The following is a 25257-nucleotide window of genomic DNA, read 5'->3' on the forward strand; positions in this document are numbered from 1 at the left end:
TTGACCGGAAGCAAGCTACTTAGCGTCGTTTGACGACAGCAGCAATTCTGCCCGCGCATTGCGCCGGGCTTGATCAACATCAATCGGCTGCACGAACCGCCGTGTCATCGATCGCGCACGGCCACACCGCTTGCGAGGAGCGACCGATGCGCGCAGCGTGGAAAGTCTTTTGCCTGTTCGCTGCCATTCTCGTGGCCTCGCTCGGCCTCGCTCACCTGCTGGTGCCGGACATCGCGCCGGTCGCATTCGCCGAAGAGCCGCAACCGTTATGGGCCGTCATGACCGCCTTCTTCCTCCGCGCGATCGAACTGATCGCCGCCTCGGTCGCGACGATCGCGTTTGCGGTCATCGCCGGCGCGTATCTGCGGCACGAGCTGCGCCGCCTGTCGCGCAACGCGTCGTCGCGGGCGGACCGATGTCCCCGCTAGTCCTGATAGGCAGGCACGTCGATGCCGGAGGCGGCATAAAGCCTGATCTTGTTGCGCAGCGTGCGCACCGACAGGCCGAGCACGCGCGCTGCGCGCGTGCGATTGCCGTCGCAGCGTGCGAGCGTCTGGAGCACGAGCTCACGCTCGACCTCGTCGACCGTGGCGCCGATCAGAAGCGGAACGATCTGGTTGGGAGCAAGGAATTGCGCGCCCGGCCCGGACGCAGCGACATGAACTGTGGTCATCAACACACCTCCCGATCAACGCCCGCTTCCGTCAATGGAAGCGATCGAGAACCAACAACCCCAAGCCGTAATTCCACGGTGGTCCTGTTTGGTTAACGAAGGGTTAATCGGGAGCGAACGCACCAATTGACCCCAGGAATGCCGCGAACCCGCCGCGATTGGCGCAGGATGCATCGTGATGCGGGCCTATCTCGCGCGGCAAGTACGGTGTCATCGTCCGCGGAAGCGGACGAAGTACGCCGCGGCCCCTCGTGGGATGTTTGGCGTCTCTGGAATACGGGATCACCCGCTCCAGTGCGCAATTGCGCACAAGGCGGGTGATGACACCGTGCATGTGGTGAAAGCGTTCTCCCTCACACCGTCCGGTACCCGCCGTCCACCATCACGATGGTTCCGGTGACATAGGCCGACAGGTCCGATGCCAGGAAGACCGCGGGGCCTACGATGTCCTCGGGCTTGCCGGTGCGCGCCAGCGGGGTGTGATCGACGAAGGCCTGCACCAGCGCCGGATTGGTCGCGCGCACATTGGCGTTGATGTTGGTCTCGATGAAGCCCGGCCCGATCGCGTTGACGCGCACGCCTTCCTTGCCGAGCTCGACCGCGAGCGCCTTGGTGAAGCCGAGCACGCCGTGTTTCGAGGTGGTGTAGGCCGCCGAGCTCGGCGTGCGCAGATGCACGAAGGACTGGATCGAGCCGATATTGACGATGCGGCCCTTGCTCGCGCGCAAGGGCGCGAGGAACGCCTGCGTCACGTTGAAGACGCCGTTGAGGTTGAGCGAGATGATGTCGTTCCAGTCCTTCGCCACCGTCTCGGTCTCGGCGGTGAAGGCGTTGCGGCGGGTGATGCCGGCATTGTTGACGAGGATCGAGACCTGCCCGACCCTGTCCGCAACCTGCTTCGCCAGGGCAAAGCAGTCCTCGCGCCTGACAACGTCGAGCGGAAAGCTCTCGGCCTTGCCGCCCGCCTGCCGGATCTCCTGCGCCGCCTCCGCCACCGTCTCGGCATTGACGTCGAGCAGCACGACCCGCGCGCCCTCCCGCGCATAGCCGGCGGCGATCGCCCGGCCGATGCCGGAGCCGGCACCCGTGACGACGGCGATGTGGTTTGCGAGCAATGCCATGACATATTCCTCCCGATTTCCTTTCGAAGTTTCACGAAAAGCTAACTCGAAATTAAGGGGCCGGAAACGGCGGCCTTGGCATACTGATCTTGATTGCTAAACGTTGCGCGCATGATGGAACGGCTCGACTCCTGGAAACTCGCTCTCGAACGCCTGCGGTCGGCGCACGCGCCCGATTGGGCCGAGGCGGGCCGCCTCGTGGCCGAGATCGTGCGGATGAGCAGCGACGTCACGCTGCGCCAGGCCGCCGAGCAGGCGCTTCCGGTGCTGCGCCAGGCCGCGGACAATGACGATCACGGCGTGGCGCTGGCGGCCCAGCGTCGTCTCGGTGTGGTGCTCGAGGTCGTCCACGATCTGTCCGCGCCGCGCTTCGGCCGCCGCAACGCCATGCCGAAACAGCTGTCGAGCGAGGAGCGCGCCCGCAAGGTGCTCGGCCTGCCGCTCGCGGTGCAACTCACCTGCGAGGACATCAACCAGGCCTATCGCCGCGCCGCCAAGGGCATGCATCCCGACCGAGGCGGCAGCGCGCAAGGCTTCATCGACCTCGCCGCCGCGCGCGATCTGCTGATCCATCCCGGCGCCCACAAGGACGCGTGAGCATCAGTGTGCTAGACTGTAGCCTGGATGAGCGAAGCGATATCCGGGTCAGGTCTCGCCATGGTTCTGTACCGCAGAAATTTTCTTTCCGGCGGCACTTATTTCTTTACGGTGACGCTTTTCGACCGTCGGTCAAGCGTCCTCACTGACAACATCGGCTCTCTGCGCAGCGCCTTCCGAACTGCTCGCAAGGAGCGTCCGTTCGAGATCGACACTATCGTGATCCTTCCGGATCATCTGCATGCGGTCATGAAACTTCCGCCGGACGACGCTGACTTTGCAGGACGCTGGCGCCGGATCAAGGGGCACTTCAGCACTGCTCTGCTTCATGCAGGTGTCGACATAGCCCGCCACTCCAACGGAGAATTGGCGCTATGGCAGCGGCGATACTGGGAGCACACGATCCGCGACGAAGACGACTTCGCACGTCATGTCGACTACGTTCACTTCAACCCTGTCAAGCACGGTTACGTTCGCCGTGTTGGTGATTGGCCGCATTCGTCCTTCCACCGCTACGTGCGGGCGGGATTGCTGCCGGAGGATTGGGCCGGTGAGGTCGGAGGAAGCGGGGATGCATTCGGTGAGCGTGCTGAGGAGGGCCGACTGCGAGGATAGGCCGGCTCCCGGATATCGCTTCGCTCATCCGGGCTACGGGAGCCGGGCAAGGACTCTGGCGGCCTTGCCCGGCTCTTCGTCCGCCGACCGAAATCTTACCAGGTGCAATGACCGTTCTTCAGCGCGGCGTCCTTCAGCACGAGGGCGTCGACGAAGGTCGGCACGGTCGCGCTGACGCGGGCATAGTCGGAGGGCCACGGCGTGGTCGGGATGCTCTCGTCCCAGATCTGGCAGAAGCCGGTGTCCTGCCAGCGGATCAGGTGATAGCTGGCCTCGGCAGGGTTGGCTGCGACGAACGCGGTGACGGCAAGGCTCGCGGCAGCGCAGAGCATGGAAATACGACGCATGATCAGTTCCTCAAAATGAAAGATGGGATGCGCCTCCCGACAATGCGGGGAGGGGTGGTGCGGGACGCTCGTGGGCGGCGCCCCGGACAAGATGTGAGTAGTTCCGCCGGCCGGTCAGGTTCAAAGCGGGCGCGCGGGAAATGGAAAAGGCGGATCGCTCGCGCGACCCGCCCTTCGAACGCGATCCGTCGCGTCGAGTTCAGAGTGTGCAGCGGCGCTCGGCGCGCATCTTGATCTGGAGGTCGGACGCCTCCTGGAAGGTCGGGAGCGGCTTGCTGACGACCTTGTAGGTCGACGCGCCGATTTGGAACGGCTTGTACTTGAGGTCCTCGTTCCAGACCTGGCAGATGCCGGTGTTGTCCCAGCGGATCACGTAATAGCCGACCGCCGCCGAGGCCGGCACGGCGAACACGGACGAAGCGATGCCGGCAACGGCACAGAGCGCGAGAACGCGACGCATAAAATATCTCCTTGTGGGGGATGTTGGGGGAAGCAGGATCCGAAAATTCGTGCGGTAAAAGCAGGTCCTTTGCAAGCCGGGGAGCGGCCATTCACGGACATGTCAGCTGTTCCCTGAGCATTTGGTTCGGCCGCGTGCCCGACGAGCCACACGCGGAGCCGCTCACCTCGCCAGCGACGCCACCGCCTCGATCTCGATCAGCATCTTCGGATCGGGCAGCGCATGCACCACGCAAGTCGTGCGCGCAGGATAGGGCGGCGGGCCGAAGGCGCCGGCATAGAGCGCGTTCATGGCGGCAACGTCCGAGGCGCGGGTCAGGAGCACGTTGACCTTGACGAGGTCGCGCATGCCGGCGCCGGCCTCGCCCAGCACGCGCCTGATGTTGACGACGACATTGGCGAACTGGGCCTCGAACCCGTCGGGCAGCGCACCATTGGCATCGAAGCCGGGAATGCCGGAGACAAACAGGAGATCGCCAACGCGGGTGGCAAACGACAGCGGCGGCGCCTTGACGTGCGGCGGTGGCGCGAAATGCTGGATCGGCATGGGATCACCTCGGGACGGTCGTTGACGCCAGAAGCGTAGCGGCAGGCGAGGGGCAATCAAACCAAAAAATGCGAAAACAACCCCATGCACAGTAGGCATGAGGCGGAAATCGTTGGGCTTTTCAGAATTCTGGAAAGACGAAATATCCACTTACTCCGTCGGGCAAAACAGGGGCAGAATGGCATGATGGCCACAGTCAGTGCGCAGTGCTTCGCCTCTCGCCACGCGCAGCCCGAACGCTGTGAGAGAACGGGCCATCTGCCCGTCATTGCGAGGAGCTCTTGCGACGAAGCAATCCAGGCTGGCTCCGCGGAGAGATTCTGGATTGCTTCGCGGAGCCTGTCATCGGGCCGCGCTTCGCGCGGACCCGGTGGCTCGCAATGACGCCGGAATGAGGGCTTTCCGAGTGCGCAGCCTGCCTCATCATGTTGCGGCCCCGATCCATCGGGTAGATTCGCTTCGTCTGATTCGATCCCACCAGAAAAATAGCCCCCGGAGACAACCATGAAGCTCGCATCCACCTTCCGCGCCGCGCTGATCGCCATCGCCGCCTTGGCCGGCCTCTCGACCGCGGCGCGGGCCGACAGCGGCTTCGTGACGCTGACGATCTACAAGGCGGGCTGGATCATCGGCGGCTCGGGCGGGAGCGGCGTGCTCAACTTCCGCGGCCGCTCCTATGCGCTCTCGACCGGCGGGCTCGACTACGGCCTCGTGTTCGGCGGCTCGAAGACCGTGCTGCGCGGCCGCGTCTCCAACATCAACCGCCCCTCGGACGTTGCCGGCGTCTACGGCGCCGCCGGTGCCGGCCTTGCGGTCGGCCGCGGCGCCCGCGCCATCGTGCTGACCAACCAGAAGGGCGCGGTGCTGGAGCTGACCGGACACCAGGTCGGCTTGATGGCGAACGCGGATCTCAGCGGTCTCGCGATCACGATGCGATAGGGGCACGGTGCCATAGGGTGCGTTAGCCTCGCGGATGTGCGCAGCGCATCTGCGGGGCGTAACCCACCTCCTTGATTTCCGCGGTGACAGAAGTGGTGGGTTACGCGCAGCGGACTGCGCTTCGCGCCGCCGCTGCGCGAACCCACCCTACGACTACGTCTCCGTCACCATCGCATGCATCCGCACGGAATGCGCGACGAGATTCGCGTGCGCGTCGACGAAGGCCTTCAGCGGCGTCGGGATCGGAAAGTAGTGGATGTTGGCGACGAAGCCGTAGATGCCGGCATCGATGCTGGTCGGCGCCGCGCCATGCACGTAGCCGGCAGCCGGCACGATCCCGGCCAGCACCTCCAGATCGGCAAGCCCCCGCGCGTAGGCCTGCTCGGGCGTGTAGCGGCCGATGCCCTGGTAATGATAGCGCTGCGCGTTGAACGCCTTCGCCTTCTCGAACCCTTCCGCATCGATCTGCGGATGCTGCGCGATGAAGCCGTCGCGGAACGCCGGATAATAGCGCTCGTCCTTCCAGCGCGAATAGGACATCACCCAGTAGAGATCATCGAGCATGCGCGTGACGAGATGATTGGTGCGCCGCTGTTCCGGTGAGAGCGAGGCATCGATGGTGAGTCCATATTTCGCGATCGCATGCGCGATGATGGTCTCGCTGTCGCCGATGGTCTCGCCGTCGTCGACGACGTAAGGCAGCTGCCCGCGCGGCGCGGCGGAAGCGTCGAAGACGTGCTCATGCACGAACGGCACGCCGGCGAGCTTGAAGAAGGCGTAGACCTTGAGGCCGTAGCCGTTGTTGTCGGCGACGCCGAACAGTTCCGGGTAGGAATAGAGGGTCAGCATCGGCGGCGGCTCCTCTGTGTGGCGGGGACAGCATGCAGGGGTGCGCCGGTGGAAGCAATGGCGGCCCCGTGGCCGCATGAGCGGAAGCGAGATGCGGGTCGGCTGCTAGCCCCGGATATCGCTTGCGCTCATCCGGGCTGCGAACGCGACGCAGCGGTGAACACCGCCAATTGTGCCGCGAACGCGCGCCCGAACGCCGGCCGCGCTTCGCCGCGGGCGACATAGGTGGCGATGTCAGGGTATTCGTCGAGCAGGCCTGACGTGTTCAGCCGCCGCAGCACCGTCACCATCATGAGATCGCCGGCGCTGAAGGCGCCGTCGAGCCAGTCGGCTTTGCCGAGGCGGCGGGACAATTCGCCGAGCCTGATGCGGACGCGCTCCTGCAAGCTGGGCAGGCGCTCGGCGTACCAGCTCCTGTCGCGCTCGAACAGCATCGACATGGTGAGCTCGACGATCGGCGGCTCCACCGTGCTGAGCGCGGCGAACATCCATGCGATCGCGCGGGCGCGCGCGTTGGTGTCCTTCGGCAGCAAGCCATCATGGCGCTCGGCGATGTGGAGCACGATCGCGCCGGATTCGAACAGGGCGAGGTCGCCATCCTCGTAGGTCGGAATCTGCCCGAACGGATGCAGCGCACTATGCGCGGGCTCTTTCATTACGGCGAACGAGACGAGGCGAACGTCGTAAGGCTGGCCGACCTCCTCCAGCGCCCAGCGCACCCGCATGTCGCGCGCGTGGCCCTTGCCGCGGTCGGGCGAGTTTTCGAAGGCGGTGATGGTGGGCATGGGGGGCTCCGGGGTGATCGTTTGCAGAGGACGAACGACGGATGCGGTTTTCCGACAGGCTGTGTGCGAAATATCGGTGATGGCGTGCCCCGGACGCAGTGCAGCGCGCCGCCACTTGCGGCGTGATGCGCTGCAGAGCCGGGGCCCATGACGAACGCGTGCCGGAGCTTCTGGGTCCCGGGTCTGCGCTACGCTTGCCCGGGACACGAGAGCAGATGCAATCCGGCAGCAGCCGTTCAGCGGGCGCGACCAATCCACGCCGCCAGCTCGCGCCACGGCTCGATCGTCCAATGCCCCGATGCAGCACCCGAGGGCGAGGGCAGTACGAACGTCTCCGGCCAGCTTGCATCGCGCAGCTGCCGCCCGAGCGCAATCGCAGCTGACGGCCTGCCGCAAAACAGGCTCGCCGCTTTCTTGCTCGTGAACGCAATCGTCCGCGGCCGGTACTTTTCGATCTTCGCCCTGAACCCCGGCACATCGATCGTCTCCGCCGCGATCTGGTGATCCATCCCGGCGCCCGTCTTGGAGAGATCGGTGAAGCCGATCCCGAGGTCGATCAGCGCCGCGAACTCGCCCGGCTGATACCGCCGCGGCGTGATCCCGGCCTCATGGATCGCGCGCCAGAAGCGGTTGCCGGGATGGGCGTAGTAGTGCCCAAGCTCCGCCGAGCGCGTCGAGGCGGCGGTGCCGACGAAGACGAGGCGGAGATTGGGACGGAGCTGGTCGGGGAGGCGGTGGGGCTGCACGTTAGTCACTCGCAGCCGTAGCCCGCATGAGCGAAGCGACAAAGGTCTCGGATGTCGCTGCGCTCATCCGGGCTACGTTGCCTAGATTGATCGAGGAAAAGGCGCAATCGCTCGACGTCCTCGACGGCGTCGGACGAAACCGGCATCATCCGATCCTGCGCGCCACCGGCCGCGGCAGCTCCTGCGCCGACCCCCAGCTCGCGGCCCAGTCCTTTGCCTCATTGAGCGGCACGGCGGCGTCGCTCCTTCGAAAATCATCCAGCCGCCGGCGATCCTCGGCAATGTCGGGGCCTGCGATATCGACCACGGAATCGAGCAGTGCCACGGCCTCCGCGGGCACGGCGGCGACATCCTGCCCGCGCTCGTCGGCCATCTCGCGCAATCGCGCGTCGGTGTCGATATCCAGCGTGCGACGAATGATATTCATGCCATCAGGATAGGTGCGGAGGAGGCTTTTGTCGAGGCGCCCGTCTTGGAGAGATCGGTGAAGCCGATGTCGAGCGAGAGCAGGAGGTCTCGTAGGGTGGGTTAGCCGCTCAAGAACTCACTCGTTCGACAATCGATGACGCAAGGCGTAGCCCACCTCTTCAGCATTCGCGGCGACAGAAGCGGTGGGTTACGCCCCGCGGACTGCGCTTCGCGCAGCCGCAAGGCTAACCCACCCTACGAACTGACAGCGCCGCGCGTGATCCCAGCCTCATGGATCGCGAATGCGGGGCGACAAAGACCCCGGATGTCGCTACGCTCATCCGGGCTACGCTTGTTTCATCTGGGGTGAAAATGCAAGATCAGTTCGAGTGGCCCGAGCCCAAGCACGAAGCCGACAAGCTCATTTTGCGTAATGTCCGGGACCACGGTTGCCATATCGTCGGCATCCCCGGCGCCAATCCGACGTTTGCATTTTCAATCGGCCTGTTTCTGAACTATGGCCACCCCGAACTCGTCATCTTCGGCCAGAACTCCGAAAACGCGCAAGCCGTCATCAACCTTATCCGCGACCGCGTGGCATCCGGTCAAAAATTCGTCGATGGTGATATCTCCGATGATTTGTTGGAGAACGGCTACAAGCTCGGCTTCTGGCAGGTGCCGTTCGGGGCCTACCCCGAGTATCTCGGCACGGCGATCTGGTTCTACTGGAGATCGCGGCTTGCGTTCCCTTGCCTGCAGGTCATCTGGCAGGACGTCAATCGGCGCTTCCCTTGGGAAGCGGAATGCTCGCTCGCCGTCAAAGAGGATCAGCCGTTGTTGAAGGAAGCGATTTCTTGAAGCGACGCTCTTGCAAAAAAAAGCCGGGCAAGTTGCCCGGCTTTCATTCCTGGATAGTTGCTCGGGTCAGCTTGGCAACCCGAAGGGCGCTCACAGCACCCGATTACTCTCCTTCACCTTCTCCGCATCCAGATAGACGCTTGAGCCCATCTCCTTGAACTTCGCGCTCATCTTGGCCATGCCGTCCTCGGCCGTGCCGCTCATCGACATCCCCACGCTGTTCGGATCGTTCAGCGTCGCCGCGTAATCCCGCACGTCCTGCGTGATCTTCATCGAGCAGAATTTCGGGCCGCACATCGAGCAGAAGTGCGCGACCTTGTGGGCTTCCTTCGGCAGGGTCTCGTCGTGGAAGTTCTTCGCGGTCTCCGGATCGAGGCCGAGGTTGAACTGGTCGGTCCAGCGGAAGTCGAACCGCGCGCGGGAGAGGGCGTCGTCCCGCAGTTGCGCGGCGGGGTGGCCCTTGGCGAGGTCGGCGGCGTGGGCGGCGATCTTGTAGGTGATGACGCCGGTCTTGACGTCGTTGCGGTCGGGCAGGCCGAGATGCTCCTTCGGCGTGACGTAGCAGAGCATGGCGCAGCCGAACCAGCCGATCATGGCCGCGCCGATGCCCGAGGTGATGTGGTCGTAGCCCGGCGCGATGTCGGTGGTCAGCGGCCCGAGCGTGTAGAACGGCGCCTCGCCGCACTCCTTGAGCTGCTTGTCCATGTTGATCTTGATCTTGTGCATCGGCACGTGGCCGGGGCCTTCGATCATGACCTGGCAGCCCTTGTCCCACGCGATCTTGGTCAGCTCGCCGAGCGTTTCGAGTTCGGCGAACTGGGCGCGGTCGTTGGCGTCGGCGATCGAGCCGGGGCGCAGGCCGTCGCCGAGCGAGAACGAGACGTCATATTTGCGCATGAGGTCGCAGATCTCGTCGAAATGCGTATAGAGGAAGCTCTCCTTGTGATGCGCCAGGCACCACTTCGCCATGATCGAGCCGCCTCTGGAGACGATGCCGGTGACGCGGTTGGCGGTGAGGTGGATGTATTGCAGGCGCACGCCGGCGTGGATGGTGAAATAGTCGACGCCCTGCTCGCACTGCTCGATCAAGGTGTCCTTGTAGAGCTCCCAGGTCAGCTGCACCGGATCGCCGTTGCACTTCTCCAGCGCCTGATAAATCGGAACGGTGCCGATCGGCACCGGCGAATTGCGCAAGATCCATTCGCGCGTGGTGTGGATGTTGCGGCCCGTCGAGAGGTCCATCACGGTGTCGGCGCCCCAGCGGATCGCCCACACCATCTTCTCGACCTCCTCCTCGACCGACGAGGTCACCGCGGAGTTGCCGATATTGGCGTTGATCTTGGTCAGGAAGTTGCGGCCGATGATCATCGGCTCGAGCTCGCTGTGGTTGATGTTGGAGGGGATGATGGCTCGGCCGCGGGCGATCTCGTCGCGCACGAACTCCGGCGTGATGAAGGCGGGCACGGAGGCGCCGAAGCTCTCGCCGTCGGCAAGGGCGGCTTCGGCGCGCTCGAGCTGTGCCTTCCGGCCAAGATTCTCGCGCGCGGCGACATAGATCATCTCCTTGGTGACGATGCCGGCGCGGGCGAATTCGAGCTGCGTGATCTTGTGGCCGTCGAGGCCGCGCAAAGGCTTGTGATAGGCCGAGAAGGCGCGCGCGGCCTTGTCGGTGGAGACGCTGCCGTTGTCCTCCGGCTTGATCTGCCGGCCCTCATATTCCTCGACGCCGCCGCGCTCCAGCACCCATTGCTTGCGGTTGCGGGGGAGGCCGGCGTTGACGTCGATGGTGACGCTTGGATCGGTATAGGGGCCCGAGGTGTCGTAGACCGGCAGGTTGGGCTCGCCGGCGCCTTCGGACAGGATGATCTCGCGCAGGGGCACGCGCAGGTCGGGCGCGGCGTCGGGCGAGGCGAAGATCTTGCGCGAGGAGGGAAGGGGGCCGGTGGTGACGGCGGGAACGGTCTGTTGCGGGTTGGAGCGGATGTTCATGGGATCCTCCTTTATGGGGCGTCGTTCCGGACGGACCGCATTGTGGTCCGATCCGGAACCTCGAGGTTATTGAGCGAGATTCCGGGTTCGCGCTTGCGCGCGCCCCGGAATGACGCTGGTGGAAATGTGCTCGTCATCCCCGCGAAAGCGGGGATCCAGTATTCCAGAGGCGGTGGTGAGACGCGGATAGGCCGCGGCGTACTGGATCGCCCGGTCAAGCCGGGCGATGACAGTCGAGTGTGGGGTGAGAGCGCCGAGTGCATCACGCAGCCTCCGCGGACAGGCCGAGCCATTGCCGCACCCGCGCGTCGGGATCGGCGTTCTGGGTGACGTCACTGACCACCGCGATCGAATCGGCGCCGGCGGCAAAGATCTCCGCGGCGTGCTCGAACTTGATGCCGCCGATGGCGACCAGCGGGATGGTGCCGATGCGCTTCTTCCATTCCGTGATTTTTGGAATGCCCTGCGGCTCGAAGCGCATCGACTTCAGCGTGGTGAAGAAGATCGGGCCGAGCGCGACGTAGTCGGGCTCGGCTGCCAGCGCGGTGGCAAGCTCGGAATCGTCATGGGTTGAGATGCCGAGCTTGAGGCCGGCCTCGCGGATCGCCTTGAGGTCGGCCTCGGCCAGATCCTCCTGGCCGAGATGCAGATATTCTGCGCCGGCCACGATCGCCGCGCGCCAATAGTCGTTCACGACCAGCTTGGCCTGCGTGTCCTTGGTGATCGCCAGCGCATCGCTGACGATCTGCAGCGCCTGCGAGTCGTCGAGCTCCTTCGTACGCAGCTGGATGGTGCCGACGCCGAGCTTTGTCAGGCGCTCGACCCAGGCCAGGCTGTCGACGACGGGATAAAATCGATCAGGATACGGCATGCCAGAACGGGGTCCCAACGACAGGGGTGGAGGGGGAGGCGAAGTCGCGGGCGTTCATCAGCCCGGCCTCGTAAGCGGTGCGGCCGGCATCACAGCCGAGGCGGAAGGCGTTGGCCATCGCGACGGGATCGGCGGCCTTGGCGATCGCGGTGTTGAGCAGCACGGCGTCATAGCCGAGCTCCAGCGCCTGCGCCGCATGGCTGGGCGCCCCCAGGCCGGCATCGACCACCAGCGTGATGTCGGGCAGCCGCTCGCGCAGCAGCCTCAAGGCGTCGCGGTTGGTGATGCCCTTCGCGCTGCCGATGGGGGCGGCCCACGGCATCACCACCTTGCAGCCGGTATCGACGAGACGGTTCGCAACCGAGAGATCCTCGGTGCAATAGGGGAACACTTCAAATCCGTCCTTGATCAGGATGCTTGCTGCTTCGACGAGGCCGACGACGTCGGGCTGCAGCGTGTCGTTGTCGGCTATGACTTCGAGCTTGATCCAGCTGGTGCCGAACAGCTCGCGCGCGAGCTTGGCGGTGGTGACCGCCTCGCGCACGCTGCGGCAGCCGGCGGTGTTCGGCAGCACGGCGACGTCGAGCTCGCGGATCAGCTTCCAGAACGCGTCGCCGGTCTTGCCGCCCGCGGATTCGCGCCGCAGCGACACCGTGACGATGCTCGCGCCGGAGGCGCGGATCGCCGCCTGCATGATCGCGGGCGAGGGATAGAGCGCGCTGCCGATCAGCAGGCGGGAGGCGAAGGTCTTGCCGTAGAAGGTCACCATGTTGAATTCCCCGTCATTCCGGACGGGCCGCGAAACGCGGACCGATCCGGAATCTCGAAGTTGTGGCGCGAGATTCCGGGTTCACGCTTCGCGTGCCCCGGAATGACGGGCCAATGCAGTCGCCGGCGTGCAGAGAGCATGCCTTCATCCCCATCACCCTCCCTGCCGCGGCGTGATGATCTCGATCTCGTCGCCGGCCTTCAGCGTGGTCTCGGCCCAGCGGCTCTTCGGCACGACGTCGTAGTTCAGCGCGATGGCGAAATGGGTGCCCTCGTAGTCGAGCTCCGAGAGCAGCGCGCCAACGCTGGCCGAATTCACCTCGCGCTGCTCGCCGTTGACGATCACGCGCATTGCATCACCTCGTTGTCGATCTGGCCGCGCTGGACATAGGCCAGCGTCAGCTCGGCGAGCGCCGGTGCGATCAGGAAGCCATGGCGATAGAGCCCGTTGACGCTGATCTTGCCATCGCGAATGCCGATGCGCGGCAGATTGTCGGGATAGGCGGGCCGCAAGCCCGAGCCGAATTCGACGATGCGCGCCTCGCCGAACGCCGGATGCACCGTATAGGCCGCGCCCAGCAGCTCCAGCGCCGAGCGCACGCTGACGCCGGTGTCTTCCGCCTCGATCGAGGTCGCGCCCAGCATGAACAGGCCCGCCTCGCGCGGGATCACATAGAGCGGCCAGCGCGGATGGATCAGCCGCACCGGGCGCGCAAGCTGCACCTCGTGGCTCTCGATCAGGATCATCTCGCCCTTGACGCCGCGAAGCTCGCCCTGCTCGTCGCGGGCGCCAAGCCCGCGGCAGTCGATCACGATGCCTTTGGGATCGAGGTTTGCGAGGTCCCCAGCGGTGACGTCGCTGCAAAACTTGATGGTGCCGCCGGCGGCACGGATGCGCTCGTGCAGCTTCGGCAGCACGCGGCGCGGCTCGACATGGCCCTCGGCCGGGAAGAACAGCGCGTCGCGGAAGCGGCCCTCGAGCGACGGCTCGAGCTCGGCGAGGCCTGAGGCATCGAGCCGGCGGTGATCTTCGGTCATGCGCGCGAAGCGCTCGAAATCGTTGCGCTCGCGCGGATGGGCGACGACGAGCGAGCCATTGAAGGGCGTATCGGGCAGCTCGCGCCGCCAGATGTCGAGCGAGCGCAGCCCCAGGCGGCTGATGATGGGTTCTGCGACCTCAGCCTCGCAATAGGGCGCGAGCATGCCGCCGGCCCAATGGCTGGTGGCATCCGTCATCGCCTCGTCACCGCGCTCGTGCAAGGTGACGGCGTGACCGGCCTGCGCGAACAGCAAGGCCTGCCAGGCTCCCGCAATGCCTGCGCCGATGATGGATACCGGGGAATCCGGCCGCTTGGTGGTTTGCAACATCCCTGTCCCTTCGCCGGCATGACCCGGATCAGGTTCAAAGGGTCACCGCGGTCCTGGGCGTCATTGCCCATTTAGCGGTATCTCAGCTCCTCCTCGGAGCACCCCTCGGAACGGGTCTAATGTATGCCAGCGGGGCGGGGTGGTCAACGCGTGTTGCCGGGAACCCGACCGTGCCCCGGACGCGATGCAGCGCGCTGCCTCTTGGCGGCGTGATGCGTCGCAGAGCCGGGGCCCATTTCACGTGGAGCGCTGGGTCCCGGTTCAGCGCCACGGCGCTTTTGCGCCGCAGCTTGCCCGGGACACGAAAACTACTTCAGCGCCTGCGCCCGCGCATTGCGGACGCGCTGGGCCAGCTTCCTGTGCGGCGTCGCGCCGAACATCGGCTGCGGATTGCCGTTCGGCTCCAGCCACGTCTCGTTGCCGGCCTGCTGCACCATCCCCAGCTGCTGCTCCTGACGCTGCCGCTTTGCAGCGTAGTAATAGCCGCCTGCGAAATAACGCACAGCTCGGGCATGATCGCCATTGGCGGCGCGATAGGCGCCGGCGAGGTATTTGACCGCATAAGTAAGGTTGGTGTTGGGATCGCGCAGGCCGGCGGCATCGCCGGTGTAGCCGACCCCGCGGGCGGTCGCGAGCTTGATCTGCATCAGCCCGATGGTGCCGCCGCGGCCGACGAGGTGTGGCTGATAGCGGCTTTCGCGCATGATGACGCGATGTACCAGCGCCTCCGGCACGCCGTTGGCGCGGGCATGGGCTGCGACCATCTCGGCGTATTCGGCTTCGCCGGCGAATGCGGCCTGCGGCAAGGTCAATCCGGCCGCGAGCAGCGCGACAACGCGTAAAATTTTCATCAGATATCCCTTAAGTGGCCTGCGCCCGGCTGTTAGGCAACGTGAACGCGGCGATGATGTGACCAAACGACGCCGCTGACGTTTTTGCGGCGCAGTGCCGCCATTACGACTCAAAGCTGGCGTAATCGAACTTTCGGGGCGGACGACCCCCGCTCGCGACAGCACGCCTGTCTATTCGTGCGGAGCCGCGAAAGCGAGTGCGCAAGCGCTGCAAATCGGGAGAGGTGCCATGACAAAAGCCAACCTGGTCACTGCACACACCGGCGACATCCCGAGACATAACCCTTGCGCCCAGTGCGGCACGCCGATCGCGCAGCCCGATTGGATCGAGCCGGGCGAGGGACGCGTCTCCTACCTCTGGACCTGCCACGCCTGCAATTATCGCTTCGAGGCGGTGGCGATCTTCCCGCATGAGGCCATCGAGCACCCGCCGCTCGCGGCCTGAGGCTTCGAGATGATCGCGATCTCTTCACCTCCCCCATAGGGAGAGATGAAGCAAGTGCCCTAAGCCGCGAGCCGCGGCGCCTGGCCGATCGGCAACTGCATCCGCACGATCAAGCCATGCGGCTCGCGGTCGTGCAGCGACAGCTCGCCGCCATGGGCGAGTGCGATCGCGCGTGCGATCGAGAGACCAAGCCCGAAGCCGGTGGATTCGTCCATGGTGCGCGCGTCGTCGCCGCGCACGAACGGCTCCAGCATCTCCTGCTTGCGCGCATCCGAAATGCCGGGGCCGTCATCCTCGACGACCAGACCATCGCCGAGATCCTCCAGCAGTTCCTCCAGGCGCTGCAGCAATCGCAATCGTCGGCGCCGTCCTACCGCGCGAGCGGCAGCTCATCCGGCAGCTCCGATTTTTCCGCGCTTCTGATCGACTACAAGAGCTGACCCAACGCGATGCGGGTCGGCGCGGTCTTCGCCGCGATCGTGCTTCACCCAGGGCGCATGATCGTCGGCGGGGAACCGTGCGTCGCAAAATGTTCCGGAGTGACGCAGGAACAGTCCTTGCGAAGTTCTCGCACGCGCGCATCGCGCGACGAAATTGCGGCGCGCCAGGAACTGCATGTGATCAGCGCCGTTTTCTCTGCACGAGTTTTTCGTGAAGGAGAGGACAACATGCTGATGAAATCGATCGCCGCCGGCCTTGCCGGCACTGCACTGCTCGCAACCGTTGCGTTCGCGCAATCGCCTGCGACCACCGACAAGGCCTCGACCGCCGCGACCAGTCCGACGGTCGCGACATCGGCCACAGGCGAGTGGCGCACGTCGAAAATGGACGGCGTGAATGTCTATAACAATGCCAACGAGAAGATCGGCGCGATCAGCGATCTGCTGATGGACAAGAGCGGAACCGTCAAGCTCGCCGTGATCGGCGTGGGCGGCTTCCTCGGCATGGGCGAGCACATGGTGGCCATCCCATTCGAGAAGCTGAAGTTCGTCAACGAGCCCGTGGCGTCGACCAACACCGCGGCCAATACGGCGAACCGGCCGGCATCGACCAGCACGACGACGGGCGCTGCCACGACCAGCACGACCACGACCACGTCTTCCAAGGCGTCGAAATGGTACCCGGACCACGCCGTGTTCAACGCGACCAAGGACGAGCTGAAGAACATGCCGGAGTTCAAGTACTCGGAGTAATGCCGCTCGCGTGACCACCTAAACGAGGCGCGCCCGGTTTTCACCGGGCGCGTTGTCGCGTCGTCTCTATGCACCGCCCTTGAGCCGTTCGTTGCGCCGGCGCAGGGCTTCCATGGTGGCCAGAAGGATGACCGACACCGTCGTCAGGATCACCGCCGCGGCCGTGATGGGCGGGCTGATGTTCTCGCGGATGCCGCTGAACATCTCGCGCGGCAGGGTGCGCTGCTCGGGGCCTGCCATGAACAGCACGAGCCCGCCTGAAGCGGGCGCCTCGAAGGATGGCCGCAGGGAAAAGCTCTCAAATGCGATAGCCTGCGGTATGTAGGGGCGCTACATTCCCGACAGCTTCGTCACGAACACATTCAGCGAGCCGCCGGCTTCCGCGACCACGCGCAGCGTCTTGGAATCGAAGGCGATGTCGGCGAGGGTCAGACTGTCGATCTTGGCCTCGACCTTGAGGCCGTCCTCGCTCTTCTGGTAGTCGGCGATCGCGGCCGCGATCTTCTCACGGGCGTTGGCCGCGATCGGCTTCAGATCGAGCGTCGCCCTCTGCAGCAGCGCCTGCTGCATCTGCGGCACGACGGCGCGCGCGGCGGCGCCCAGCAGGCCGAACGCCGCCTCGGATTCCACCGCGAGCTGGATGTCGGTGAGCCGCAGCGTCTGTTGCGCCTGATCGAGCACCGGCCGTCCCCAGATGTGCACGGTCGCCTCGGCGCCGAGGCCGAACCAGCTCTTCTTCTCCTTGGCGCGCACCAGCAGCGAGATCAGCAACCGGTCGCCCGACGGGATGACGTTGGCGCTCTTGACCGTGACGTCGACCGGTCCGGAGCCGTCTTCGGGATAGGTGCGGCCGACCATCTGCGCCGCGATCAGCTTGTTGATCTCGGTGAAGGGCACGTCGATCGGCACGCCGATATTCACGCCGGTGCCGGTCGGCGGCACGATCGAGATCCTGTCGGGGAACGGACAGTCCGGCTTGGTCGGCGCCGAGGTGACGCGTGTCTCGGCTTCGAGGCCGAGCAGCAGCGTCACGGCCTGCGCGTCGACACGCGGCTGCGCCGCGATCGCGCGCACCGGCTTCATCTCGAGCCAGAGCGGCGGCAGGGCGGCCGAGGCGCCCGAGCCCTGCAGCGGAATCGAGCGGCACGCCTTGGTCCATTGCGCCCTGGCGTTCTCCCGCAGCGAAGGATCGTTGCGGATCCGCTCGGAGACGGCGTTGATCTGCTCGCCGACAGTCTTGTCGATCAGCGGCTTCACCTGCGCCGGCACGTTGACCTTGGCGCCGGCGACCGAGAGATTGGTGTCGCCGAGATTGACCTGGGCGCCGAGATTGGGCTCCAGATGCCAGGCGGCTGCGAGCTTCGGGCGCGAGGTGACGACCACGTTGCCCTTGATCTCGGCGCTGGCGTTCAGGTTCTTGATGTTGACCGCGCCGATCCGTTTTGCCGCGTCGCCGCCGAGCACGCTGCCGAGCGCGTCACCGAGTGCGCCTGTGGCTTTCGACGACAGCGAGCCGGTCACGTTCAGCTTGCCGCTGAGCGGCGTCGAGATCGTCAGCACGTCCTTGTCGCCGGCAGCTGCCATCGGCCCGCGCACGGCGGACCAGCCGATATCGGCGTTCTCCAGGATCTGCGAGATCGGGTTGTCGGCCTTCCCGGCGAAATTGCGCGGCGCGGCCTTCTCGGCCTGCTCGCGGATCGCGGAAATCGCGATGGCCACCGGCGCGACCACGATCGAGCTCTTCGAGACGGGCGGCAGCGGCGGCAGCTGCGCGACCGGCGGCGCCGAATTCGTTGCGCGCGGCGACAGGAAGTCCATCGCCTTCAGGCTGATGAAGAACGACCCCGCGAGCACCGCCGCGCCGATCAGGATAGCCTTCAGATTCAATGTCGGTCGCATCAATCCCCCAGGGTCGCCCCATCGGGATTCTACAAGGCGGGCGAGCAGGCCGCTAGAGCGCACCGGTGGGGTGGAATTGCGGCGAACAGGTTAACGGCTGCTAACGCGTCGTTGCCGCGCATTCGGCCAACACGACGGGGCTAGCTGCGCCGAGGACGGCGGACCGCCCTCACATTGCCGCTACCGCCGCCGCCGCAGAAGAAGCGGTCGCCGCCGTCGGACTCCAACCCTGACACGATCGTCCCGGCGGGCAGGTCGAGTTGCTCGATCACCTTGCCCGTATCGGGGTCGATTCGTCGCACGTCGCTCTCCTCGCCTTCCCAGGTGCCGTGCCAGAGCTCGCCGTCGACCCAGGTCACTCCGGTCACGAAGCGCTTGCTCTCGATGGTGCGGAGGATCTTTCCCGTTTCGGGATCGACCTGATGGATCTTGCGCTCGCGATATTGTCCGACCCAGAGCGACCCTTCGGCCCAGGCAAGGCCGGAATCGCCGCCGCCGCCGGGCGCCGGAATGGTGCTGAGCACCTTGCCCGAGGCCGCATCGATCTTCTGGATGCGATCCTCGGCGATCTGGAACAGGTGCCGACCGTCGAACGCCGTTCCCGCATGCGCGGCGACGTCGATGGAGCGTGCGATCTTTCCGCTGGCCGGATCGACCGCGTTCAACTTGTCGCCGGATGCGAACCAGACATGCTTGCCGTCATAGGTGACGCCGTGCACGGCCTCGACGCCTGGAAAGGGCCCATACTCCGTGACGATCTCGGCGGCTGAACGTTTCATGTGCTCGATCCTGTGCTGCGCTTTAGGTTGTTGTTTAAGCATGATCTTTTCGGAAAACCGCTGCGCACTTTTCCGGATCATGCTTTAGGTCCTCAGGAGCTGCGTGGGGAGTAACAAGCCTGTCGGGAAACCCGGAACAGGTGGCGTCATCCAGCGGCGTGCCCGCCCGTGTCCGAATGACTGCACCTTATGCGACCGCGCCAGCTCCTCGAGGGCTCGTTGCACGGTGCGCGGACTGATCCCAAGCGCAAGTGCGAGCGCCGAGCTCGACCACGGCTCGCCGTCGGCGAGAAGGGCCAGGACGGCGGCGTGCTTCTCCTCGTTGGGCCGCGCCAGCACGAGGACGTCGCGTGTCTTCCGCGGCGCCAGCACAAAGCCCTGCTTCGTCGCGCTGATTTCGGCCAGAGGCTTGAGCTTGGTGCGGAGCCGTCCGATCTCGACGCGCAATCGCGCACGGTGCGACTCGTCGGCGTGCTTTGCTCGAAACGCGCCTGATATCAACGTCTCTCGCAAGACGTCCGCGGGCCATGCCTGCGCCAGCAGACGAGCGAGTGCGAACAGCACGGGGCGCGTTCCCAGCGGCACGACGACGCCCTGCCTGCGCAGGACATGGTGGAAAGTGTCCACGACGAGCGCCGTCGAGGTCGCCAGTCTTTCGACCTCGCCGAGCAACAACGGGTGTTCGCTGCCGCGCGCGATCAGGCGCGCTGCCGGCGTGTCGAGTACGAGGTTCGCGCTGTCGACCTCCGCCATGAGCGCGGGGATTTTCGCCAGCCGCGCTGCGTGAGCCGCGCGGCTGAGTGCGGTGCGCGCCTCTTTCGTTCTGAGCCGCCTGACGGCGATGCCTGCGACCACGAGCTCGCGGACGACCTGGGATGCCGGCGGGATCGGCGTGGGACGGACCTCGGCGAGCGTGCGCTCGGCCTCATCAAGGCGCCCGACCAGAAGGAAACGGCGCGCCTCGATATGGCCTGCATGGGCGGCATTGGCGAGATCGCCGTGGCTTTCGAGCGTCGCGCGTGCCGCCGCGAGCGTCCTCTCCGGCCAGTTCAAATCGCGCGAGACCAGCGCGATCTCGGCTTCGGCCACCAGGCACCTTGCGCGCGCCACCGCCTCTCTCGGACCGAAGGCGCGCGCGGCGCTTCGCAGCAGCGTCTTGGCCTTGGCGAGATCGCCGAGCTGCGCCATCGCGATGCCGCGCAGCGCCAGCGACGGCGCATCGTTGCGCAACGCGACGCGATTCAAGGCGCCGAGCGGATCGCCGGCCTCGAGCGCACGTGCGGCGGCCGTGATCAGCGACTCCATTCAAATCCCGCCACACTTGTTACTCCCACCGCGCAACCGCGAGGTGCCAGAAATCGTTGACGGCCGACAATGTGCGGTGAGGGGCGAGCGGCTCCGCATCGAGCACAGCGAGACGCGAAATGGCGGCCCAAGCGAGAGATCTGGAGAGTCATGATGACATTGGCCCAAAACGAACGGAATAGCGGACAGGCTGTCATGCAAACACCGCCGGTGGTGTCGCCGCAGGACTGGGAGGCAGCCCGCCAGCAACTGCTCGTGAAGGAAAAGGCGCATACCCGTGCCCGCGACGTCCTGGCCGCCGAGCGCCGGCGCATGCCGTGGATGGAAGTGACCAATACCTATGCGTTCGAGGGGCCCGGCGGCAAGCTCAGTCTCCTCGACCTGTTCCAGGGTCGGCGGCAACTGATCGTCTACCGCGCCTTCTTCGAGCCCGGCGTGTTCGGCTGGCCCGATCACGCCTGCCGCGGCTGCTCCATGGTGGCCGATCAGGTCGCCCATGTCGCGCATCTGAACGCCCGCGACACCACGCTCGTGTTCGCCTCGCGCGCGCCGCAGGCGGATATCGCGCGGCTGAAGCAGCGGATGGGCTGGACCATGCCGTGGGTCACCATCACCGACAGCTTCGATGCCGATTTCGGCGTCGGCGAATGGCACGGAACGAACGTGTTCTACCGCGACGAGGCGCGCATCTTCCGCACCTATTTCGTCAAGAGCCGGGGCGACGAGCAGATGGGCGGCACCTGGAACTATCTCGACATCACGCCGCTCGGCCGTCAGGAGGTGTGGGAGGATTCGCCGAAGGGCTATCCGCAGACGCCGACCTACAAATGGTGGAACTGGCACGACAGCTACACGGAAGGCGCGGCACCCGAGAAGAAATGGGTCGAGATCTCGGACGCCGGCGAGAAGGCCTTTCGCGAGGAGGCCGCGGAAGGACGTGACTAGCCCCCTCAGCGCGACCGCTGCTGCTGGCCGCGATAGCGCGACGGCGGCGCGCCGTCTCGCCCGATGGCTGGCTTTGGCGGCCACGCCCACCTTCGCGATCATGGCCGTGCTGACGGCCATGATCGGCGGCGGCCCGGCGGACATGCTGTGCGCCGCCGGGAACGGCTCTCTGCTCGGCGGAATGGTGCCGATGTATCTCCTGATGAGCGCGTTTCACTCGGCGGCGTGGCTGAAGCTGATCGCGGAGCAGCGGGGCGGCTGAGCGGCTTCCGCCGTCGCGCCCGCCTCGTCCTTCGAGACGCGCGCAAGGGCGCGCTCCTCAGGATGAGGCTAACTGGCATCGGCGGCTTGGTGCAAGCGCTTCGGACTGACTAGCCGCGGACTCTGCCCTCATCCTGAGGAGCCCGCGAAGCGGGCGTCTCGAAGGATGGGCCGCGATTTCCAACGCAGCCAGAACACACGGCGCCAGCGCCGTTATGGCGAGCTTGATGCCGCCAGCAGATACGCAAACACCTTGCCCGCTTCCTCCGCGGAGACGCCGCCATAGGGCTGCATCTTGTTGCCTGACACCACCTCGTCCGGCTTGACCATGAAGCGGGTGAGCTTGTCCTGGTCCCAGACGAAGCCGGCGTCCTTCATCGACGGCGAGTAGTTGTAGTCCGGCAGTGCGCCGGCCTTGCGGCCGACGATCTTGTTGAGGTTGGGACCGAGGCGGTTGTCGCCTTCCTTCACCGAGTGGCAGGTGCGGCAGGAATTGTTGAAGGACTGCTGGTCGGTGTCGTCGCTCGCCGGCTGCTGCGCCAGCGAGGAGGGCGCGGCGAGGAGCAGTGTCAACGCTCCGGCGGCGGCGATCACGCGCAGCCGTGTGCCCGACGATAGTTGCAGGCGTGATTGCATCGGCGCCTCCGTCCGTGCCCGCACCGCAGCGAGCGCGGGTCGGGATGTCGAGGGCAAACGAAAACAGCCCCGGTGGGTTCCGGGGCCGTTTGCGTCACGATGTCCTGTCGCTTCAGCGCGTCGCAGCGCCGAGCTGGGCCCTGCGCTCGGTCATCGGCAGCACGACCACCTTGGTGCCGACGTTGACACGCGAATAGAGGTCGGTGACGTCGTCGTTTGTCATGCGGATGCAGCCGGACGAGACGCGCTTGCCGATGGTCTCGGGGGCGTTTGTGCCGTGGATGCGGTAGATGGTGCCGCCGAGATACATGGCGCGGGCGCCGAGCGGGTTGCCGGGGCCGCCGGCCATGTGGCGCGGCAGATAGGGCTGGCGGGCGATCATCTCGGGCGGCGGGGTCCAGTCCGGCCATTCGGCCTTCCGGCTTACCGACTGAATGCCGGACCAGGTGAAGCCGTCGCGGCCGACGCCAATGCCGTAGCGCAGCGCCTGGCCGTTACCGAGCACGTAATAGAGATAGGTGTTGGGCGTATCGATGATGATCGTGCCCGGCGCCTCGCGCGTTGCATAGGAAACGGTCTGGCGGCGGAAGCGGGCCGGCATCTCGACCGCATCCTGATCTTCCGACGGCGCGGCCTGGTAAGGCGTTGCCTGATAAGGCTGATAGGGCTGGATCGGCTGCGGCGCGGCCATTGGCGGCAGCGGCTGGAAGAGAGGGAAAAGCTGCACGGGCGCGGCGTTGGCTGCGCCTGTGAATGCGATTGCGGAGATCGCGGCTGCGCTGAGCACAACGGCGCGCGAAAACGTCTTGAACGTGTCCAGATTGAACATTGGTCGCCCCTGTTTGCTCGGTGTTTTGGTTCACCGCGGCACCGTTTCGGTGCTCCGTTGCCCAAAGTCTTAACGGCAAAACGTTTCGGGACATTTGCGCGGAAAACCGGAAACGGCTTCGTCGCGGCAAGGATTGTTTCATGACAGTTTCGTGGCTCCGCGAGCCCGTTAACGAACAAAACAGCACGCCGACACTTCTGTGACGTCACACGCCTGAAATATCCTTCGTTGATGGTCGTTGCCTGAGAATCATCAAACTCTCGGAATTTCCCCATGCGGGTATTAATCGCGACTGACGCCTGGCATCCGCAGGTCAACGGCGTGGTGCGGACGCTGACCTCGCTGGCGAACGCGGCCAAGGCCCTCGACGTCGAGATCGAGTTCCTCACGCCGGACGGCTTTCCGTCCTGGCCGCTGCCGACCTATCCGGGCTTGCGCATTGCGTTGCCGAGCGCCAAGGAGATCGCGCGGCGGATCGAGAGGGCGGCGCCGGACGCGCTGCACATCGCGACCGAGGGCCCGATCGGCTGGGCGGCGCGGGCCTATTGCCGCCGCAACGAGCTCGCCTTCACCACCTCCTACACGACGCGCTTTCCGGAATATGTCGCGGTGCGGACCGGCATCCCGGCCGCCGTCGGCTATGCGGTGCTGCGCCACTTCCACGATGCCGCCGCCATGACGATGGTGGCGACGCCGTCGCTGCGGCAGGAGCTGTCCGAGCGCGGCTTCAAGCGGCTCGGCTTCTGGACCCGCGGCGTCGACACCGAGCTGTTCCATCCCGATTCTCCGGCCAGGCTCGACCTGCCGCGGCCGATCTTCATGACCATGGGCCGCGTGGCGGTGGAGAAGAATCTCGAAGCATTCCTCTCGCTCGATCTGCCCGGCACCAAGGTCGTCGTCGGCGACGGGCCGCAGAAGGCGGCGCTCGAAAAGAAATATCCGGACGCGGTCTTCCTCGGCGAGAAGAAGGGCGCGGATCTCACCGCGCATCTCGCCGCTGCCGACGTCTTCGTGTTTCCGAGCCTGACCGATACCTTTGGCGTGGTGCAGCTCGAGGCGCTCGCCTGCGGCACGCCGGTTGCGGCGTTTCCGGTGACGGGACCGAAGGACGTCATTGCCGATCACCCGATCGGCGCGATCGACCACGATCTGCGCACCGCGTGCCTGCGCGCGCTCACGATGTCGCGCGAGACCTGCCGCAATTTCGCGCTGCAGCGCTCCTGGGAGAACAGCGCGCGCCAGTTCGTCGGCAATCTCACCTCACTTCAGCCCAGCCGCGCCTTGCGCGCCTCGCCTCGCATGGCGCGGCGGCCGGTGCGCAGCTGATCGTCAATTCGAACCACAGCGAGAACCACATCGATGGCTAAGATCATGAACCTTGACGGCACCCAGCAGCTCGACCTCACCCGTGGCACGGTCGAGCAGGCCTATGACCGCTGGGCGCCCGTCTACGACCTCGTGTTCGGCGGCGTGTTCGCCAAGGGGCGGCAGGCCGCGATCGCGGCCACCAACAAGATCGGCGGCCGTGTGCTCGAGGTCGGCGTCGGCACCGGCATCTCGCTGCCGCTCTATGCGCCGAACCTGCGCATCTTCGGCACCGACATCTCGGAAGCGATGCTGGACAAGGCGCGCCGCCGGGTGAAGGAGCAGAAGCTGAAGAACGTCGAGGGCCTCGCGGTGATGGACGCCGAGAAGCTCGAATTCCCCGACAATTCCTTCGACGTCGTGATGGCGCAATATGTCGTCACCGCCGTGCCGAACCCGGAGAAGGCGCTCGACGAATTCGCCCGCGTGCTGCGTCCGGGCGGCGAGCTGATCATCCTCACCCGCGTCAGCGCCGACACCGGCATGCGTCGCTTCATCGAGCGGAAGCTGCAGCCGGTGGTGCGTCCGCTCGGCTTCCGCACCGCCGAGTTCGCCTGGTCGCGTTACGCCAGGTGGCTCGCCGGCGCCAACGGCATCGAGCTCGCCGAGCGCCGCCTGATTCCGCCGCTGGGACACTTCTCGCTGGTGCGCTTCCGCAAGGTCGACGTCGCCAAGGCGGCTTAAGGGCTGCTAGCGCATTCGCGGGCGTCATCGCGCCTCTGCACATCGTCACATGACAAAATGATGATGTCACACGGACTACATCGAATCCCTGTAAATCCTGAACCCGAAAGCATTCTGGGGGAGAG

Annotated in this window: 31 protein-coding genes, 2 pseudogenes and 1 riboswitch; of the genes and pseudogenes, 11 read left to right on the forward strand and 22 right to left on the reverse strand. The window is 65.7% G+C overall.

Annotated elements, in window-relative coordinates; all coding sequences use genetic code 11:
- Positions 1-146 precede the first annotated feature (146 nt).
- Positions 147-428 (forward strand): hypothetical protein, encoded by a 282-nt coding sequence (locus XH87_RS22955; RefSeq protein WP_035712529.1) that lies wholly within the window; start codon positions 147-149, stop codon positions 426-428.
- On the opposite strand, the gene XH87_RS22960 is transcribed toward XH87_RS22955, so the two are convergent.
- Positions 425-673, reverse strand: coding sequence for a helix-turn-helix domain-containing protein (locus XH87_RS22960; protein ID WP_035712527.1), 249 nt, complete (start codon positions 671-673; stop codon positions 425-427). The two genes, XH87_RS22955 and XH87_RS22960, sit on opposite strands and share 4 nt — an antisense overlap.
- 353 nt (positions 674-1026) lie before the next feature.
- Positions 1027-1794, reverse strand: a complete 768-nt coding sequence (locus XH87_RS22965) for an SDR family NAD(P)-dependent oxidoreductase (protein ID WP_035712525.1) — start codon at positions 1792-1794, stop codon at positions 1027-1029.
- Positions 1795-1905: 111 nt separating this feature from the next.
- Between XH87_RS22965 and XH87_RS22970 the strand changes: the two genes are divergently transcribed.
- Together XH87_RS22970 and XH87_RS22975 are read left to right on the forward strand one after the other, a co-directional pair.
- The gene (locus tag XH87_RS22970; RefSeq protein ID WP_271588994.1) at positions 1906-2391 is read left to right on the forward strand and encodes a J domain-containing protein; all 486 of its coding nucleotides are present in this window, start codon (positions 1906-1908) and stop codon (positions 2389-2391) included.
- A gap of 60 nt (positions 2392-2451) precedes the next feature.
- The gene (locus XH87_RS22975) at positions 2452-3006 is read left to right on the forward strand and encodes an REP-associated tyrosine transposase (RefSeq protein ID WP_271589161.1); all 555 of its coding nucleotides are present in this window, start codon (positions 2452-2454) and stop codon (positions 3004-3006) included.
- 95 nt (positions 3007-3101) lie between these two features.
- Here XH87_RS22975 and XH87_RS22980 read toward each other — a convergent pair whose 3' ends face one another.
- The 3 genes from XH87_RS22980 to XH87_RS22990 all read right to left on the reverse strand — a co-directional run bounded on the left by XH87_RS22980 (position 3102) and on the right by XH87_RS22990 (position 4359).
- A complete protein-coding gene (locus tag XH87_RS22980) occupies positions 3102-3353 on the reverse strand; it encodes a hypothetical protein (protein WP_271588995.1) in 252 nt (83 codons plus the stop codon).
- Between the two features lie 199 nt (positions 3354-3552).
- On the reverse strand, positions 3553-3813 hold the full coding sequence (locus tag XH87_RS22985; RefSeq protein ID WP_035712518.1) for a hypothetical protein: 261 nt from the start codon (positions 3811-3813) through the stop codon (positions 3553-3555).
- Positions 3814-3975: 162 nt separating this feature from the next.
- Positions 3976-4359: a RidA family protein gene (locus XH87_RS22990; protein WP_271588996.1), complete on the reverse strand. Its 384-nt coding sequence runs from the start codon at positions 4357-4359 to the stop codon at positions 3976-3978.
- A gap of 504 nt (positions 4360-4863) precedes the next feature.
- Here XH87_RS22990 and XH87_RS22995 point away from each other — a divergent pair.
- Complete coding sequence (locus XH87_RS22995; RefSeq protein WP_271588997.1) at positions 4864-5298, forward strand: hypothetical protein; 435 nt, start codon at positions 4864-4866, stop codon at positions 5296-5298.
- 153 nt (positions 5299-5451) lie between these two features.
- On the opposite strand, the gene XH87_RS23000 is transcribed toward XH87_RS22995, so the two are convergent.
- The 4 genes from XH87_RS23000 to XH87_RS23015 form a co-directional block, all read right to left on the reverse strand.
- Positions 5452-6147, reverse strand: a complete 696-nt coding sequence (locus tag XH87_RS23000) for a glutathione S-transferase family protein (RefSeq protein ID WP_271588998.1) — start codon at positions 6145-6147, stop codon at positions 5452-5454.
- Positions 6148-6275: 128 nt separating this feature from the next.
- Positions 6276-6932, reverse strand: coding sequence for a glutathione S-transferase family protein (locus tag XH87_RS23005; protein WP_271588999.1), 657 nt, complete (start codon positions 6930-6932; stop codon positions 6276-6278).
- A 236-nt stretch (positions 6933-7168) separates the two neighbouring features.
- The gene (locus XH87_RS23010; protein WP_442868293.1) at positions 7169-7678 is read right to left on the reverse strand and encodes a mismatch-specific DNA-glycosylase; all 510 of its coding nucleotides are present in this window, start codon (positions 7676-7678) and stop codon (positions 7169-7171) included.
- A gap of 145 nt (positions 7679-7823) precedes the next feature.
- Positions 7824-8105: a hypothetical protein gene (locus XH87_RS23015; protein ID WP_271589001.1), complete on the reverse strand. Its 282-nt coding sequence runs from the start codon at positions 8103-8105 to the stop codon at positions 7824-7826.
- Between the two features lie 353 nt (positions 8106-8458).
- On the opposite strand from XH87_RS23015, the gene XH87_RS23020 reads away from it, so the two are divergent.
- Positions 8459-8944 carry a DUF4262 domain-containing protein gene (locus XH87_RS23020; protein ID WP_271589002.1) on the forward strand — a complete coding sequence of 162 codons (486 nt, stop codon included), beginning with the start codon at positions 8459-8461 and terminating at the stop codon, positions 8942-8944.
- 90 nt (positions 8945-9034) lie between these two features.
- Here the strand turns inward: XH87_RS23020 and thiC are convergent, their stop codons facing one another.
- The 6 genes from thiC to XH87_RS23050 form a co-directional block, all read right to left on the reverse strand.
- On the reverse strand, positions 9035-10933 hold the full coding sequence (gene thiC / locus XH87_RS23025; RefSeq protein ID WP_271589003.1) for a phosphomethylpyrimidine synthase ThiC: 1899 nt from the start codon (positions 10931-10933) through the stop codon (positions 9035-9037).
- Between the two features lie 262 nt (positions 10934-11195).
- Positions 11196-11804: a thiamine phosphate synthase gene (locus tag XH87_RS23030; RefSeq protein WP_271589004.1), complete on the reverse strand. Its 609-nt coding sequence runs from the start codon at positions 11802-11804 to the stop codon at positions 11196-11198.
- On the reverse strand, positions 11791-12573 hold the full coding sequence (locus tag XH87_RS23035) for a thiazole synthase (RefSeq protein ID WP_271589005.1): 783 nt from the start codon (positions 12571-12573) through the stop codon (positions 11791-11793). The genes XH87_RS23030 and XH87_RS23035 overlap by 14 nt, the downstream gene beginning before the upstream one ends.
- A 153-nt stretch (positions 12574-12726) precedes the next feature.
- Positions 12727-12924, reverse strand: coding sequence for a sulfur carrier protein ThiS (thiS, locus tag XH87_RS23040; RefSeq protein WP_271589006.1), 198 nt, complete (start codon positions 12922-12924; stop codon positions 12727-12729).
- Positions 12915-13940: an FAD-dependent oxidoreductase gene (locus XH87_RS23045; RefSeq protein ID WP_271589007.1), complete on the reverse strand. Its 1026-nt coding sequence runs from the start codon at positions 13938-13940 to the stop codon at positions 12915-12917. The genes thiS and XH87_RS23045 overlap by 10 nt, the downstream gene beginning before the upstream one ends.
- A riboswitch (TPP riboswitch) is annotated at positions 13928-14056 on the reverse strand. Its footprint overlaps the gene before it by 13 nt.
- 192 nt (positions 14057-14248) lie before the next feature.
- Entirely contained in the window at positions 14249-14791 is a 543-nt protein-coding gene (locus tag XH87_RS23050; RefSeq protein WP_158668114.1) for a lytic transglycosylase domain-containing protein, read from the reverse strand.
- Between the two features lie 229 nt (positions 14792-15020).
- Here XH87_RS23050 and XH87_RS23055 point away from each other — a divergent pair, with 229 nt between their 5' ends.
- A complete protein-coding gene (locus XH87_RS23055; protein ID WP_158668115.1) occupies positions 15021-15236 on the forward strand; it encodes a hypothetical protein in 216 nt (71 codons plus the stop codon).
- A gap of 59 nt (positions 15237-15295) precedes the next feature.
- Here XH87_RS23055 and XH87_RS23060 read toward each other — a convergent pair.
- Positions 15296-15535: pseudogene (locus XH87_RS23060) on the reverse strand (ATP-binding protein); the annotation flags it as partial.
- Between the two features lie 369 nt (positions 15536-15904).
- On the opposite strand from XH87_RS23060, the gene XH87_RS23065 reads away from it, so the two are divergent.
- Complete coding sequence (locus XH87_RS23065; protein WP_035712553.1) at positions 15905-16429, forward strand: PRC-barrel domain-containing protein; 525 nt, start codon at positions 15905-15907, stop codon at positions 16427-16429.
- A 66-nt stretch (positions 16430-16495) separates the two neighbouring features.
- Here XH87_RS23065 and XH87_RS23070 read toward each other — a convergent pair.
- The 4 genes and pseudogenes from XH87_RS23070 to XH87_RS23085 form a co-directional block, all read right to left on the reverse strand.
- Positions 16496-16681, reverse strand: a pseudogene (locus XH87_RS23070) (ABC transporter permease); the annotation flags it as partial.
- Positions 16682-16759: 78 nt separating this feature from the next.
- Positions 16760-18328 carry a DUF4403 family protein gene (locus XH87_RS23075; protein ID WP_271589008.1) on the reverse strand — a complete coding sequence of 523 codons (1569 nt, stop codon included), beginning with the start codon at positions 18326-18328 and terminating at the stop codon, positions 16760-16762.
- Between the two features lie 140 nt (positions 18329-18468).
- Positions 18469-19107, reverse strand: coding sequence for a Vgb family protein (locus XH87_RS23080; RefSeq protein WP_271589009.1), 639 nt, complete (start codon positions 19105-19107; stop codon positions 18469-18471).
- Between the two features lie 84 nt (positions 19108-19191).
- The gene (locus XH87_RS23085) at positions 19192-20412 is read right to left on the reverse strand and encodes a helix-turn-helix domain-containing protein (RefSeq protein WP_271589010.1); all 1221 of its coding nucleotides are present in this window, start codon (positions 20410-20412) and stop codon (positions 19192-19194) included.
- Between the two features lie 153 nt (positions 20413-20565).
- Here XH87_RS23085 and XH87_RS23090 point away from each other — a divergent pair, with 153 nt between their 5' ends.
- Complete coding sequence (locus XH87_RS23090; protein ID WP_442868294.1) at positions 20566-21357, forward strand: DUF899 domain-containing protein; 792 nt, start codon at positions 20566-20568, stop codon at positions 21355-21357.
- Positions 21350-21619, forward strand: a complete 270-nt coding sequence (locus XH87_RS23095; RefSeq protein ID WP_271589012.1) for a hypothetical protein — start codon at positions 21350-21352, stop codon at positions 21617-21619. The genes XH87_RS23090 and XH87_RS23095 overlap by 8 nt, the downstream gene beginning before the upstream one ends.
- Before the next feature lie 212 nt (positions 21620-21831).
- Here the strand turns inward: XH87_RS23095 and XH87_RS23100 are convergent, their stop codons facing one another.
- Positions 21832-22254 carry a c-type cytochrome gene (locus tag XH87_RS23100; protein ID WP_271589013.1) on the reverse strand — a complete coding sequence of 141 codons (423 nt, stop codon included), beginning with the start codon at positions 22252-22254 and terminating at the stop codon, positions 21832-21834.
- A gap of 112 nt (positions 22255-22366) precedes the next feature.
- Entirely contained in the window at positions 22367-23083 is a 717-nt protein-coding gene (locus tag XH87_RS23105) for a L,D-transpeptidase (protein ID WP_271589014.1), read from the reverse strand.
- Positions 23084-23356: 273 nt separating this feature from the next.
- Between XH87_RS23105 and XH87_RS23110 the strand changes: the two genes are divergently transcribed.
- Entirely contained in the window at positions 23357-24409 is a 1053-nt protein-coding gene (locus tag XH87_RS23110; protein ID WP_271589015.1) for a glycosyltransferase family 4 protein, read from the forward strand.
- A gap of 33 nt (positions 24410-24442) precedes the next feature.
- Positions 24443-25132: a class I SAM-dependent methyltransferase gene (locus XH87_RS23115; RefSeq protein WP_271589016.1), complete on the forward strand. Its 690-nt coding sequence runs from the start codon at positions 24443-24445 to the stop codon at positions 25130-25132.
- Positions 25133-25257: the final 125 nt, after the last annotated feature.

This window comes from Bradyrhizobium sp. CCBAU 53415 (assembly GCF_028128735.1).
Classification (GTDB): domain Bacteria; phylum Pseudomonadota; class Alphaproteobacteria; order Rhizobiales; family Xanthobacteraceae; genus Bradyrhizobium.

Bases quoted from the DNA above. Each gene is read 5' to 3' on its own strand.
- XH87_RS22955 (WP_035712529.1), top strand. From the start codon at position 147: ATGCGCGCAGCGTGGAAAGTCTTTTGCCTGTTCGCTGCCATTCTCGTG.
- XH87_RS22960 (WP_035712527.1), bottom strand. From the start codon at position 673: ATGACCACAGTTCATGTCGCTGCGTCCGGGCCGGGCGCGCAATTCCTT.
- XH87_RS22965 (WP_035712525.1), bottom strand. From the start codon at position 1,794: ATGGCATTGCTCGCAAACCACATCGCCGTCGTCACGGGTGCCGGCTCC.
- XH87_RS22970 (WP_271588994.1), top strand. From the start codon at position 1,906: ATGATGGAACGGCTCGACTCCTGGAAACTCGCTCTCGAACGCCTGCGG.
- XH87_RS22975 (WP_271589161.1), top strand. From the start codon at position 2,452: ATGGTTCTGTACCGCAGAAATTTTCTTTCCGGCGGCACTTATTTCTTT.
- XH87_RS22980 (WP_271588995.1), bottom strand. From the start codon at position 3,353: ATGCGTCGTATTTCCATGCTCTGCGCTGCCGCGAGCCTTGCCGTCACC.
- XH87_RS22985 (WP_035712518.1), bottom strand. From the start codon at position 3,813: ATGCGTCGCGTTCTCGCGCTCTGTGCCGTTGCCGGCATCGCTTCGTCC.
- XH87_RS22990 (WP_271588996.1), bottom strand. From the start codon at position 4,359: ATGCCGATCCAGCATTTCGCGCCACCGCCGCACGTCAAGGCGCCGCCG.
- XH87_RS22995 (WP_271588997.1), top strand. From the start codon at position 4,864: ATGAAGCTCGCATCCACCTTCCGCGCCGCGCTGATCGCCATCGCCGCC.
- XH87_RS23000 (WP_271588998.1), bottom strand. From the start codon at position 6,147: ATGCTGACCCTCTATTCCTACCCGGAACTGTTCGGCGTCGCCGACAAC.
- XH87_RS23005 (WP_271588999.1), bottom strand. From the start codon at position 6,932: ATGCCCACCATCACCGCCTTCGAAAACTCGCCCGACCGCGGCAAGGGC.
- XH87_RS23015 (WP_271589001.1), bottom strand. From the start codon at position 8,105: ATGAATATCATTCGTCGCACGCTGGATATCGACACCGACGCGCGATTG.
- XH87_RS23020 (WP_271589002.1), top strand. From the start codon at position 8,459: ATGCAAGATCAGTTCGAGTGGCCCGAGCCCAAGCACGAAGCCGACAAG.
- thiC (WP_271589003.1), bottom strand. From the start codon at position 10,933: ATGAACATCCGCTCCAACCCGCAACAGACCGTTCCCGCCGTCACCACC.
- XH87_RS23030 (WP_271589004.1), bottom strand. From the start codon at position 11,804: ATGCCGTATCCTGATCGATTTTATCCCGTCGTCGACAGCCTGGCCTGG.
- XH87_RS23035 (WP_271589005.1), bottom strand. From the start codon at position 12,573: ATGGTGACCTTCTACGGCAAGACCTTCGCCTCCCGCCTGCTGATCGGC.
- thiS (WP_271589006.1), bottom strand. From the start codon at position 12,924: ATGCGCGTGATCGTCAACGGCGAGCAGCGCGAGGTGAATTCGGCCAGC.
- XH87_RS23045 (WP_271589007.1), bottom strand. From the start codon at position 13,940: ATGTTGCAAACCACCAAGCGGCCGGATTCCCCGGTATCCATCATCGGC.
- XH87_RS23050 (WP_158668114.1), bottom strand. From the start codon at position 14,791: ATGAAAATTTTACGCGTTGTCGCGCTGCTCGCGGCCGGATTGACCTTG.
- XH87_RS23055 (WP_158668115.1), top strand. From the start codon at position 15,021: ATGACAAAAGCCAACCTGGTCACTGCACACACCGGCGACATCCCGAGA.
- XH87_RS23065 (WP_035712553.1), top strand. From the start codon at position 15,905: ATGCTGATGAAATCGATCGCCGCCGGCCTTGCCGGCACTGCACTGCTC.
- XH87_RS23075 (WP_271589008.1), bottom strand. From the start codon at position 18,328: ATGCGACCGACATTGAATCTGAAGGCTATCCTGATCGGCGCGGCGGTG.
- XH87_RS23080 (WP_271589009.1), bottom strand. From the start codon at position 19,107: ATGAAACGTTCAGCCGCCGAGATCGTCACGGAGTATGGGCCCTTTCCA.
- XH87_RS23085 (WP_271589010.1), bottom strand. From the start codon at position 20,412: ATGGAGTCGCTGATCACGGCCGCCGCACGTGCGCTCGAGGCCGGCGAT.
- XH87_RS23090 (WP_442868294.1), top strand. From the start codon at position 20,566: ATGACATTGGCCCAAAACGAACGGAATAGCGGACAGGCTGTCATGCAA.
- XH87_RS23100 (WP_271589013.1), bottom strand. From the start codon at position 22,254: ATGCAATCACGCCTGCAACTATCGTCGGGCACACGGCTGCGCGTGATC.
- XH87_RS23105 (WP_271589014.1), bottom strand. From the start codon at position 23,083: ATGTTCAATCTGGACACGTTCAAGACGTTTTCGCGCGCCGTTGTGCTC.
- XH87_RS23110 (WP_271589015.1), top strand. From the start codon at position 23,357: ATGCGGGTATTAATCGCGACTGACGCCTGGCATCCGCAGGTCAACGGC.
- XH87_RS23115 (WP_271589016.1), top strand. From the start codon at position 24,443: ATGGCTAAGATCATGAACCTTGACGGCACCCAGCAGCTCGACCTCACC.